The organism is Chitinophaga sp., assembly GCF_036569125.1.
Lineage (GTDB): Bacteria > Bacteroidota > Bacteroidia > Chitinophagales > Chitinophagaceae > Chitinophaga.
In genome coordinates, this window is record NZ_DATCRF010000690.1 from 1 (window position 1) to 11,940 (window position 11,940).

Genomic DNA, 11,940 nt, shown 5'->3' on the forward strand with positions numbered 1-11,940 from the left:
GCCTGGAACCATGTTCCGGGCTTTTTTATTTAGTTTCAGGAATCAGGGATCAAACACATATTCCCCAGGTCCTTTACAGGCAACTTTCCTTAAACCGTCCGCGCCAAACCCGGCATTTATGCGGTACCAGCTGTATTTCCCTGAGACTCCTTACCGGCCATGGTTTATAAGATATTTCCCCGCCCCATTTCCGCAACAAAAAAGCCGGCAATAACGCCGGCCTTAATTATTTTCATAATACCCTGCTCAGCTTCCCATTTTCTGCAGCTCTTCTTTGCTGATCACTTTATAACCGGAAACAGGCGTTTCAAATAAAGATGCCGGTACCGGGTGTAAGTCAATATGAGTGGCTATTACATTCATTTTAGCGCCGGTGCGGGTTATAATTTCAAACTGCAGCGGCATTCCCTTCAGGTTCACAAACCGCCGGTTGTAATGTTTGTTTTCCGGTATCAGGTCGGGGGTATAGTATACTTCAAAGGTTTTACCGTCCGGCATAATGCCGGTGGCTTTTTTACAGGTATAGCCCAGCAGTTCCTTAGTACCTGTTTCGTCCTTAAAACGGATGCCGGTGTACTGTTTCAGCTCCTTATCATATTCTTCCTTGTCTGAACGGATCAGGTATTTATCGCCATGATTATCGATCAGGGTTATCAGGCTCTGCTCTTTGCTGTTGATCAGGTAAGTATAGTGTACCACGTTCAGGTTCATATCTATCCGGCTCAGGTGGCCGCGCATGTATTGGGTAAGGGTGCTGCCTTCCAGCATAGCATCGGCCTGCAGCTGCTCGGGTGGCAGCTCCAGCTTGTACACGATCTTCATGTCAGACACCAAACGCTGTGCACACAGACGGCCTGCTGCCACACTGCATATCAAAAGAATAAGCAGCCATTTGTTGAGTGATTTTCTGTGCATTTTCATCTTTTATTTTTCATAGGTCCGGGTTAATTAATAATTAAGAATGAATCATTAATAATCGCATTGCCGCTACTGCACATATTCGCCAATACTACGCTGCTGCCTTATTAATTACAATTCCGGCGGTATTACACACTTTCACCCCTACTCCATTGCTCTATTAATAAATCATCGCACTACACACCTTTACCCACACTACACTTCCCCCGATTATTAATTCTTAATTATTCATTATTAATTTACCAGGCTAACTTCTCTTTATTCAGGAACGCCTGTATCCCCCTCCTGCACTCCGCATGCTCACGGGTTTGTGCATTCAGGCGGGCCGCTTGCTCCAGGGCTTCATCCAGCGGCTTATCCAACACCATGCCTATCAATTGTTTAGTAACTTTCAGAGAATTTGCAGCGGCTTCTTCACATAAGCCGGCAGCTATCTTGTTCACGTAGTCGGTTATGTCTGCTTTGGGTACTACTTCGTTAATAAGTCCATACACCTGCGCTTTTTCTGCGCTCACCAGCTTGCCCGTTAATAACAGCTCCCGCGCACGACCCTCCCCTGTTTTGCGTACCAGGAACACAGACACCAGCGCAGGTATAAACCCGATCTTTACCTCGGTATAACCCAGTAAGGCTTCCGGCACGGCATAGCTCAGATCGCACAGGGTTACCAGCCCGCAACCGCCTGCAATGGCATGCCCCTGTACCAGGCCTATCACTATTTTATCATGATGGTAGATCTGCTGCATGAGCTGCATCAGGGCCTTGGAATCGGCCAGGTTTTCATCAAAAGTATTCTGCTGTAGCTGTTGCAGGTATTCCAGGTCAGCGCCGGCACAAAAAGCATCGCCGGCCCCTGTTAGCAGGATCACTTTTACCGCGTCATCATCCCCCGCCTGCTTGAATGCCTGCTGTAGCTCCGCTACCATAGCGCCATTCAGCGCATTACGCTTTTCCGGCCGGTTCAGGGTAACCGTTGCAATACGGTTCTTCACCTCATAGGTTATGAATGAAAAAGTAGTTGTAAGGTTGTGTGACAAGGTTACATTTTTAATACACCGGCCGGGGCCGGAAAGCAATTTACTTAAATTGAGACCAAATCTCAAACTAATTAAACGCTCCAAACCGGTGTACAAATATGCGGGATACGTAAATGTTCAGATATACAATACAACATAAAATGAATATGCTGATACACCAATGCCACCGGTACCTTAACCAGCACATTAGCATATCAGCATATTAACACATTCCCCTCATCTGCACATTTGCATATCTGCAGATCCGCACATTTACCTCGTTATTTCTTCAATTACTTTGCCCACGTTACCACTGGGCATTTGTATGTGCAGCAGCGCTGCCAGTGTAGGGGTAATATCCGTCATACCAATGGTGCGGTTACTTTTACCGGCCGGAATGCCCCAGCCCATCCATACCAGCGGAATATGCGCATCATACGGGTACCAGAGGCCGTGCGTAGTGCCGGTAGGGCCGCCGTCTATCCATCCCGGCGCCAGTACCAGCTGTATATCCCCGCCGCGTTTGGCATTAAAGCCATTCAGCAGCATGGTGCGCATAGGTTCCGGTAAAGGGGTGGTCATTAATTCCTGTAAAGGAAATGCATTTACCACCGCCGGTAATTCCATCACCTGGGTTATAATAAGATCAGCCACCTCTTTTTGGGTTTTACCTGCTTTGGCAATGGCTGCATGGTCCAGGTACAGCTGGTAATTGCTGGCGCCCAGTATTGCTTTTGCAATGCCAAAACGGGCATTAATACTATCATTCAGGCTTTTAATAAGCGTAGCATCATTGAAGGTTTTGCCGGGCAATTTGTTCTCTTCCATAAAGCCGGGTACGTGCGCTACGCCATGATCGGCTGTTATGAAAAAAGTATATTGCCCCTTACCTACTTTTTTATCCAGGTAATCAAAAAAGGCTGCCAGGTCTTTATCCAGGCGCAGGTAAGTATCTTCTATTTCAACAGAGTTAGGCCCAAACTGGTGCCCCACATAGTCGGTGGAGGAAAGGCTGATGGCCAGCAGGTCCGTTACATCGCCACTGCCTAATTTATACGCTTCCAGCGCTTTTTTGGCAAATTCCAGCGTCATGGTATTACCATAAGGTGTAGCGGCGATCAGGGATTTTGCATTAGCGCTCAGGTCATGCGGAAAGGAGGTATTATCCGCGCCTTTGTATTTGCCTTCGTAGGCCTTTTCATCGGCAGTGCTTAGCTTATAGGTATTAATAGGGTACAGCGTGTTCCAGGGTGCTTTCAGGTACTGGCCGGGCCATTGCTGGCTGTTAAAGTTCTGTACCCAGCCTGGCAGGGCATTCATGTAATAGGTGCTGCTGATCCAGTTGCCGCTGGTACCATCATACCAGTAGGCAGCTGTGGCAGTATGCCCGGCAGGTAAAATAGCGCCGCGGTCTTTAATGGCCACGCCTACTACTTTGCTCTGGAAGTTGTTGGATAAGCGCAGCTCATCGCCAATAGTGGTTACCAGCAAATTGCGGGGGCTCATTTTACCGGCTAAGGCGCCGCCGCCTACACTGCTAACAGTGCTGTCCTCTACGCAGTACACGTTCCTGCGCAGGCCTGCATTACACCAGTCGTTCCCGATAATACCATGCACTGCCGGTACAGAGCCGGTATATATACAGGTATGCCCACAGGCGGTAATGGTGGGCGCATAGTTAATTAACGTATTTTCGCAGGAGAATCCATCGCGTAACAAGCGTTTAAACCCATTAGCGGTATAACGGTTGTAATAACGGTACAGATAGTCCCACCGCATCTGATCTACCACCACGCCTACCACCAGCTTAGGGCGGCCCGCTGTTTGAGCGGCTGCTTCAGCGGGGCGGTAAAAAGGTTGAGGAGAAGTGGCTTTTTGAGCTGCAGAGCCATGTGATAAAAACAAAAATGCCAATACCAGTAAGTTGATCCATTTCATGACAGAAAAATTATTTTTTTAAAACCGTTCTATGAAGCGATGCCGCAGGTTTGCCTTTCCGGTTCACTGTGTACAGGCTGCTTCCTGAAAATTTATTGTTTTGGTAAGTGGGAACAAAAGTAATGGAAGATTACAAAAAGTAATTATTTAATACCTTTGTGCCGATTTTTAATGATCACAATTAATCATTAATTAACATATGGATATATTTGAGAAGCTGCTGAAGCATAGAGGCCCCATTGGGGAGCATTCTGAAAGAGCCCATGGCTATTTTGCCTTCCCTAAGCTGGAAGGGGAAATTGGCCCGCGTATGAAATTCAGAGGCCGGGAAAAAATTGTTTGGAGTCTGAATAACTACCTGGGCCTGGCCAACCATCCGGAAGTACGCGCCACGGATGCAAAGGCTGCAGCAGACTTTGGTTTAGCCGCTCCTATGGGCGCCCGTATGATGAGTGGCAACACCAATTACCATGAGCAGCTGGAAAAAGAGCTGTCTGACTACATGGGCAAAGAAGATACTACCCTGCTGAACTACGGCTACCAGGGCATTATGAGCGCTATTGACGCCATCTGTAACCGCCGGGATGTGATCGTGTATGATGCAGAATGCCACGCCAGCATTATTGACGGCCTGCGCCTGCACCAGGGGCACCGTTACGTATTCAAGCACAACGATATAGTGGATTGTGAAAAGCAGCTGAACCGCGCCGTAGAGCTTACCAAAACCACCGGCGGCGGCATACTGGTAGTTACGGAAGGCGTGTTTGGCATGGCCGGCGACCAGGGCAAGCTGAAAGAAATTGCCGCGCTGAAAGATAAATATGAGTTCCGCCTGCTGGTGGATGATGCGCATGGTTTTGGCACCATGGGTAAAACCGGCGCCGGTACCGGCGAAGAGCAGGGCGTACAGGATAAAATAGACCTGCTGTTCAACACCTTTGCCAAATCAGGCGCTTCCATAGGCGCTTTCATGAGCGGCGATAAAGGCATTATTAACTACCTGCGCTATAATATGCGCGCCCAGATCTTTGCCAAATCTGTTCCCTTACCGCTCGTGATCGGACATTTGAAAAGAGTGGAGCTTATGCGTACCCAGCCTGCCCTGAAGGCTAAGCTGTGGGATAATGTGAACAAGCTGCAGCGCGGCCTCAAGGAAAAAGGGTTTAACATCGGGCACACCAACTCCCCGGTAACCCCTATTTACCTGCAGGGCGATATTCCCGAGGCTACCGCCATGTGCCTGGACCTGCGGGAGAATTACAACATCTTCTGCTCTATTGTAGTATACCCGGTAATACCAAAAGGGCAGATCATTTACCGCCTGATACCAACCGCAGCGCATAGCGATGATGATATTGCACAAACCCTGAAAGCTTTCAGCGAAACCAAGCAAAAGCTGGACAGGAAAGAATATAAAGTAGCGGAGATACCTATGGTGTAAAACCCGCTGCTGTAAACGCAAACGTCCCGTAGATCAATTGATTTACGGGACGTTCTGTTTATGGAATAGCAGCACTTTGTAACTTTAAAAAATAGGGCCGACTGCAGTCGGCCCTTTCAACAAATCAAGTTCTTTCACTAGGTGTAAAATAATAATTAAAGCTTGCAGCTTTCAGAGGACATGGTAGAACTAACTGGTCTCATAGAATTAGAAACAACCAAATGGTTCTAATAAACTTTATAATAAGGTGTAAATGATTCTCTTGTGTTAAATGTAGTATTTTGCTTCTCTCTGTTGTCAAAATTAGGTTTCCTGTACGTACAAAAGATCACACGAATGTGTCATTTTGTTAATAGCCTGTTAAATGACTTATAATAAAATACTAAGCTACAACGTTCGGCGTTTGCGTAAAATTTGTGATTTGTATAAACAAATAATATGTATCTGCAGCGTATAATAGTCAGGTTAAAGTGTGTAAAGTACATTTATAAGAGCTGAAATTCAGGTACTGTAGAGAAACTCCCCACATTTACAAGCAGTTAATCACCGCAGCAGCATACATATACTACACTTTGTTTGGTAGCTATGTATGTATAAAAATCCTTTATAAACAGGAACAAACCTATGTGTTATTTGCCTGAAAAAGCTTTTAATGAACAAAGGGCAAAAAGCAGTTAAACCGCCTTTTGCCCTTGTTGTATTACTTACTATTAACCCTTTATTGCAGATGGTTTTCTATAGCAGTGTCATATAACGCTTTCCACTCGGCTACTTTGCCCCAGTCTTCACCGTCTATAACTACATGCTCCCCTTTTACCACACCTATTTTTTCGCTGCGTACAGAGTGGTCTGTAGCATCTATCAATCCATGCAGTAAAGCCTCAAATTTCTCCTTATTCTCCGGTTTTACGGTAACTACCACCCGGCTCTGGCTTTCACCAAACAGGTAAGCGTCTTTACGGAAGTTGTTATTGGTATGTGCTTCAAAGCCCAAACCACTGGCCATAGCGCTTTCCAGCAGGGTAACAAACAGGCCGCCTTCGCTTACATCATGCGCAGACTGGATCAAACCTGCTTTATTCAGCTTGGCAATAGCCGCCTGCAGCTGGTGCTCCTCTTCCAGGTTAAAATGCGGCGCCGGGCTGTGCTCAATACCAATGATCTTATGCAGGTATTCAGAGCTGTTAATATCATTACGGCTGCGGCCTACCAGGTATACCAGGTGACCGGCTTCTTTAAAGTTCAGGGTAATACGCTGCTCCAGGCTGTCCAGGATGCCTAACATACCAATGGTAGGCGTAGGATATACGGGGCCATCCGGGCTCTGGTTATAGAAGCTTACATTACCACCGGTAACCGGTGTGTTAAACTTACGGCAGGCCTCTCCCATGCCCTTAATAGCATGTACAAACTGGTAGTACACTTCAGGATCGTATGGGTTGCCAAAGTTCAGGCAGTTGGTAATGGCTACCGGTTCGCCGCCGCTGCACACAATGTTACGGGCAGCTTCTGCTACCGCTATCTGTCCGCCAATATGCGGGCTGGCAAATACATAGCGGCTGTTACAATCTGTGGTAACGGCCAGTGCTTTCTTCGTTCCTTTTACCAGTACAATAGCCGCATCACTGGGCGCATTGGTGCTGGCATTCGCCGTACCTACCATGCTGTCGTACTGGGTGTAGATCCAGCGTTTGGAAGCTATATTCGGCAGCTTCACCAGCCTTTCCGCTACAAAACGGGGATGCAGGGTATCCTGCACGTTCTGTACATCAAATGCTTTTATCTTTTCAAAATAAGCCGGCTCTGTATAAGCGCGGTGGTATTGGGGAGCGCCGCCACCCAGCACCAGGCTTTCCGCAGGCACATCCGCTTCCAGCACACCATTCATATAGAACTTCAGGTGCGGCTCTTTGGTCACTTCACCGATCTGTACGCAGTGCAGGTCCCATTTTTCAAATATTTTCAGCACTTCAGCCTCCCGGCCTTTGTGCACTACTATCAGCATTCTTTCCTGGCTTTCGCTCAGCAGCATTTCCCAGGCTTTCATATTCTCCTGGCGGGTAGGTACTTTATCCAGGTAAATGTTCATGCCATGCTCGCCTTTAGCGCTCATTTCTGCGGTGGAGCAGGTGATACCGGCAGCGCCCATATCCTGCATGCCTACCAGGGCATTGGTTTTAATTACTTCCAGGCAGGCTTCCAGCAGCTTCTTTTCCTGGAAGGGGTCGCCTACCTGTACGGCCGGCAGGTCTTCTGCGCTTTCTTCCGTAATATCTGCACTGGCAAAGGAAGCCCCGCCAATACCGTCTTTACCGGTAGCGGAACCTACTATGAACACCGGGTTGCCGGGACCATAGGAAGTAGCGGAAACGGTTTGTCCAACCTTTACAATACCCACGCTCATGGCATTCACCAGCGGGTTGGTACCGTAGCAGTCTTCAAAATATGCTTCACCACCAACAGTAGGCACGCCAAAGCAGTTGCCATAATGGCCAATGCCATGTACAATACCTTTCAGCAGGTGTTGTGTTTTTGCATCTTTCAAATTGCCAAAGCGCAGGGAGTTCAGCGCGGCAATGGGGCGTGCGCCCATGGTAAAAATATCGCGGTGTATACCGCCCACACCGGTTGCAGCGCCCTGGAAGGGTTCAATAGCGCTGGGGTGGTTATGTGATTCTATTTTAAATACGCAGGCATATCCATCGCCAATATCTACCAGCCCTGCATTTTCCTCACCGGCCTTTACCAGCAGGCGGTCGCCCTCACGGGGCAGGGATTTTAGCCATACAATGGAGTTTTTATAGCTGCAATGCTCACTCCACATTACGGAGTACATACTCAGCTCCGTAAAGTTGGGCACACGGCCCAGGATGGTTTTTATGCGTTCAAATTCGTCTGCGGTAAGTCCTAATTGTTCGGCCGTTTCTACGGTGGTATTTAATAATTTATCGGAAGTTTCTACAGTGCTTTGCATGTATTTAGGTAATTGTAGACTTGTAGTATGAAAGAAATGCAAACCTAGCTAAATTTCCTGCAATTGACAAGGGGAACCGGAGACGTATCACCGGATTAAAGGCAGGCAGGTGTTTAAAACGGTACCGGCTAATGGCTTTAACCCCATTTTTATGGCCAGGATTAGTGCTGCCCGGGGCGATAGTATGACGGTTTGGGAGATAAAAACTACGTACGTTATATATTTAAGGTCATTTTTGAGGCTGCTATCGAATATAGCCGGCCGTAACCCTTACCCCTGGCTTGTCTTATTTGATCATTGTACTTTTCCATTAACCGTTTCTTACTGATTACCTAAGTAATCAGTTTCATATAGTTGTTTTTTTAATATATCAGTTCTAAAACCTTCTCGCCCATTTTTTTGTTGAAAAATTAAAAAATTCACTTCTTTTACTGTTAAAATGAAATTTTTTAGCAAAAAACAATAAACTTCTTGTTTATATTACGTAATGGATGTTTTTTTGTGTAAAATTACTTTACTTAGTATAAAATCAATTACAGCATGCAATCTTTACGCTTCAATGCGCTGGAAAACCTTTCCGGTGTTGATTTAAAAATTAAACCCGAACAATTCAACGGGAAAATCACCGAAGTGTTTGGCAGTAATGTCTTCACTGGGAAAGTTCTGCGCGAGAATCTGAGTGACGAAGCTTATAAAAGCTTAATGAATTCCATTAAAGCTGGCTCTAAGATCGAACGTAAAATGGCCGACCAGATTGCCGCTGGTTTGAAACAATGGGCCATGAAAAAAGGTGTAACTCACTTTACACACTGGTTCCAACCCCTTACCGGCACTACGGCTGAAAAGCATGACTCTTTCTTCACCATTAAAAGCGATGGCTCTGCTATTGAAACTTTTGACGGCGATGCGCTGGTACAACAGGAGCCTGATGCTTCCAGCTTCCCCAGCGGCGGTATCCGCGCTACTTTTGAAGCCCGCGGTTATACTGCATGGGATCCCTCCTCTCCTGCTTTTATTATAGAACAAGGATATGGTAAAACACTTTGCATACCTACCATTTTTGTAGCCTATACCGGTGAATCACTGGACTACAAGGCGCCGCTGCTGAAAGCACTGTCTGCCCTGGATAAAGCTGCTGTAGATGTATGTAACTATTTTGATAAGAATGTAACCAAAGTAACCGCTACCCTGGGTTGGGAGCAGGAATACTTCCTGGTTGACGAGAACCTGGCTAATGCCCGCCCTGACCTGATCATGTGCGGCCGTACCGTGGTAGGTCACGCACCTTCCAAAGGTCAGCAGCTGGAAGATCACTACTTTGGCTCTATACCGGAACGCGCCTACGCTTTTATGCGCGATTTTGAAGAAGAGTCTTACAAGCTGGGCATTCCCCTGAGAACCCGTCACAACGAGGTGGCTCCTTCTCAGTTCGAGTGCGCTCCTATCTTTGAAGAAGTGAACATTGCAGTGGATCACAACTCCCTGCTGATGGACGTAATGAATAAAGTGGCTAAACGTCACAAGCTGAAAGCGCTGCTGCATGAGAAACCTTTTGCAGGCATTAACGGTTCAGGTAAGCACAACAACTGGAGCATGGCCACCGATACCGGTGTGAACCTGCTGGCCCCGGGTAAAACACCCAAGACCAACCTGATGTTCCTGACCTTCTTTGTGAACACCATCAAAGCCGTGCATGACTATGCTGACCTGATGCGTGCTTCCATCGCTTCTGCCAGCAACGACTTCCGTCTGGGTGCCAACGAAGCGCCTCCCGCTATCATCTCTGTTTTCGTAGGTAAATACCTGTTTGAAGTACTGCAGGAAGTTAAGACCCGCGTAAACAACAAGTTTGATGAGCAGGACGAAGCGATCCTGAAGCTGGATCTGCACCGCCACATTCCGGAGCTGATGCTGGATAACACCGACCGTAACCGTACCTCTCCGTTTGCCTTTACCGGTAACAAGTTTGAGTTCCGCGCGGTAGGTTCTTCTGCAAACTGTGCTTCCGCTATGACCACCCTGAACACTATCATGGCTAAAACCCTGCAGGTGTTCAAGAAAGAAGTGGATTCCCTGATCGAAAAAGGCGAGAAAAAAGAGATTGCCATCATGCAAACTCTTCGGAAATATATTGTAGATTCGGAAAAAGTTTTATTTGAAGGCGACGGCTACAGCGAAGAATGGGCTGCAGAAGCAGAAAAACGAGGTTTGCCGAACATTAAAACTACACCGCAGGCACTGGATGCCCTGGTAACTCCCAAAGCAGCCAAGCTGTTCACGGAAACCGGTGTTTACAATGAAAAAGAGCTGCACGCACGCCATGAAATACTGCTGGAAGATTATGTGAAGAGAGTGCAGATCGAAGCCCGCGTAATCGGCGACCTGGCCACCAATACCATTCTGCCGGCTGCCATCAGCTACCAGAATACGCTGATCGAAAACATCCGCGGATTAAAGGATATTGGCTTAGGGGAAGATGCCGTAAAAGCACAAAAACAAATAGCTGGTAAAATAGCTGAACATATTAATGTCATCAGTGAGAACGTACAGGCTATGATTGAGGCGCGTAAAGTGGCTAACAAGCTCACAGACAGCCGTCAGAAGGCAATAGATTATTGTGAAAAAATTAAGCCGTACTTTGACGTGATCCGTTACCACTCCGACAAACTGGAGTTCCTGGTGGATGACAAAAAATGGGGTCTCCCCAAGTACAGAGAGCTGCTTTTCTTGCGATAAAACCGTAAGATTGTTTTGGTGTATGATTAGCCTGCGGTTTTCACCGTGGGCTTTTCTGTTTTTTAAACCTTCGGTACCCCATCCGGTCTATATGAAAGTAAACCATCAATCTATATGAAGCTGCTACCCGCCCTGTTTATAATACTCAGCACCTGCAGTATTGCCTTTGCGCAGGACAGCACCGTGCTTCCCCACAAAGTAAGCCGTAAAATGAAACAGGAGCTGGCCCTCACCGGCCCGCAAAGCAGGCAGCTTCAGAATATTGAAACCAGCTTTCGCCGCCAGGCCAAAAGCATACGCCGGAATGAAACGCTTAGCAGCGCAGAAAAAGATGCACAGCTGCACCGCTTACAGCAAACACATGCCGACCAGGTAAAAGCCCTGCTCTCCGCCACCCAATATGTACAATACCAGCAGTGGATGATCAAAAGCCAGGAGCGCTGGCAGCGCGCCCAACGCCTGCAGGACCGGCAGCTACCGGGTAAAACCACACCGGGCAAAACATAATAGCTTAGTCTCAGTCATAATTATTTCCAATAAAGAACAATTAGGTTAAAGTAAGGAATCCCCGCTCATCTTCCGGTGAGCGGGATTTTTTTTACTTTTAATGCTACGGATACAAAAACGGAACAACCATGCGAAAAAGATTAGTGCTGCTATTGCTGTGCTTAATACCGGTTACCAGCGTGCTGGCCCAGCAAAAAACTTACTGCAATCCTATTAATATAGACTATGGGTACTGCCCCATTCCTAACTTTGTAACCCAGGGTAAACACCGTGCCACAGCGGATCCTACCATTACCCTCTTCAAAGGCGATTACTATCTTTTTTCAACCAACCAATGGGGTTACTGGTGGAGCCATGATATGCTGCAATGGCATTTTGTACCCCGTAAATTTCTGAAACCATGGCACCAT

Annotated in this window: 7 protein-coding genes and 1 pseudogene; 4 read left to right on the forward strand and 4 right to left on the reverse strand. The window is 47.1% G+C overall.

What is annotated here, in order from left to right:
• Window positions 1–246: 246 nt before the first annotated feature.
• From VIM87_RS25615 to pafA, 3 genes are all read right to left on the reverse strand, one after another.
• Entirely contained in the window at window positions 247–915 is a 669-nt protein-coding gene (locus VIM87_RS25615) for a hypothetical protein (RefSeq protein WP_331999743.1), read from the reverse strand.
• Window positions 916–1,157: 242 nt separating this feature from the next.
• Complete coding sequence (locus VIM87_RS25620) at window positions 1,158–1,955, reverse strand: enoyl-CoA hydratase/isomerase family protein (protein WP_331999744.1); 798 nt, start codon at window positions 1,953–1,955, stop codon at window positions 1,158–1,160.
• 252 nt (window positions 1,956–2,207) lie between these two features.
• Complete coding sequence (gene pafA / locus VIM87_RS25625) at window positions 2,208–3,872, reverse strand: alkaline phosphatase PafA (protein WP_331999745.1); 1,665 nt, start codon at window positions 3,870–3,872, stop codon at window positions 2,208–2,210.
• A 199-nt stretch (window positions 3,873–4,071) separates the two neighbouring features.
• Between pafA and VIM87_RS25630 the strand changes: the two genes are divergently transcribed.
• A complete protein-coding gene (locus VIM87_RS25630) occupies window positions 4,072–5,313 on the forward strand; it encodes a pyridoxal phosphate-dependent aminotransferase family protein (protein WP_331999746.1) in 1,242 nt (413 codons plus the stop codon).
• 718 nt (window positions 5,314–6,031) lie between these two features.
• On the opposite strand, the gene purL is transcribed toward VIM87_RS25630, so the two are convergent.
• Window positions 6,032–8,287: a phosphoribosylformylglycinamidine synthase subunit PurL gene (gene purL / locus VIM87_RS25635; RefSeq protein WP_331999747.1), complete on the reverse strand. Its 2,256-nt coding sequence runs from the start codon at window positions 8,285–8,287 to the stop codon at window positions 6,032–6,034.
• A gap of 540 nt (window positions 8,288–8,827) precedes the next feature.
• Here purL and VIM87_RS25640 point away from each other — a divergent pair.
• From VIM87_RS25640 to VIM87_RS25650, 3 genes and pseudogenes are all read left to right on the forward strand, one after another.
• A complete protein-coding gene (locus VIM87_RS25640; RefSeq protein WP_331999748.1) occupies window positions 8,828–11,023 on the forward strand; it encodes a glutamine synthetase III in 2,196 nt (731 codons plus the stop codon).
• A 114-nt stretch (window positions 11,024–11,137) separates the two neighbouring features.
• Window positions 11,138–11,530 (forward strand): hypothetical protein, encoded by a 393-nt coding sequence (locus tag VIM87_RS25645; protein WP_331999749.1) that lies wholly within the window; start codon window positions 11,138–11,140, stop codon window positions 11,528–11,530.
• A gap of 128 nt (window positions 11,531–11,658) precedes the next feature.
• Window positions 11,659–11,940 (forward strand): annotated as a pseudogene (locus VIM87_RS25650) (xylosidase); the annotation flags it as partial.

Excerpts from the sequence above, each read along its gene's own strand:
- VIM87_RS25615 (WP_331999743.1), bottom strand. The coding sequence starts at position 915 with ATGCACAGAAAATCACTCAACAAATGGCTGCTTATTCTTTTGATATGC.
- pafA (WP_331999745.1), bottom strand. The coding sequence starts at position 3,872 with ATGAAATGGATCAACTTACTGGTATTGGCATTTTTGTTTTTATCACAT.
- VIM87_RS25630 (WP_331999746.1), top strand. The coding sequence starts at position 4,072 with ATGGATATATTTGAGAAGCTGCTGAAGCATAGAGGCCCCATTGGGGAG.
- purL (WP_331999747.1), bottom strand. The coding sequence starts at position 8,287 with ATGCAAAGCACTGTAGAAACTTCCGATAAATTATTAAATACCACCGTA.
- VIM87_RS25640 (WP_331999748.1), top strand. The coding sequence starts at position 8,828 with ATGCAATCTTTACGCTTCAATGCGCTGGAAAACCTTTCCGGTGTTGAT.
- VIM87_RS25645 (WP_331999749.1), top strand. The coding sequence starts at position 11,138 with ATGAAGCTGCTACCCGCCCTGTTTATAATACTCAGCACCTGCAGTATT.